1 protein-coding gene is annotated in these 620 nt (G+C 43.2%); it reads left to right on the top strand.

The window, feature by feature from the left end:
- Positions 1 to 25: 25 nt before the first annotated feature.
- Positions 26 to 620, top strand: a 595-nt coding sequence (locus tag A3762_RS15930) for a dicarboxylate/amino acid:cation symporter (RefSeq protein WP_231878832.1), incomplete at its 3' end; no start/stop codon positions are given.

Genomic DNA, 620 nt, shown 5'->3' with positions numbered 1-620 from the left:
AACGTTCTGGGCAACGGTGATTGGAATGATTCCAACGAATATTTTCCAATCATTGAGTGATGCGAATATTCTTCAAATCTTGGTGTTTTGTTTGTTCTTCGGCATTGCTTTGTCAAAGCAAGAGGCCGAAAGACGCGAGCCCATATTGAATGGTGTGAATACAATTGTTGGTAGCTTGGTCTGGATGATTAACAAAATCATGCTCATCGCACCGCTCGGTGTATTTGGCTTGATGGCCGAAGCGGTTGGAACATTCGGCTTCAGTGCTTTGATGGTTGTGTTTAAACTGTTTGTTGTTTACGTGGCCGCGATTCTTATCTTTGGTTTTATTGTTTACCCATTGTTGGTGCATGTATTAACAAAAACGTCTGCTCGAAAATTCTTGGTAGCAATGAAAAAGCCCCAAGCGATCGCGCTATCGACATCATCCTCTATGGCGACTTTGCCTGTCACAATGGAGACAGTTGAAAACGAACTTGGCGTGAAAAATTCAACGGCATCATTTGTGTTGCCATTGGGCGCAACCGTGAATGTGTCTGGTAATGCTATTTACTACGGCCTTGTCGCGATCTTCTTTGCGCAGTTATTTAATGTGGATCTTTCACTGACTGCATATGTGG

This window comes from Oleiphilus sp. HI0125 (assembly GCF_001635355.1).
This window is presented reverse-complemented; position numbering and strand designations above follow the sequence as displayed.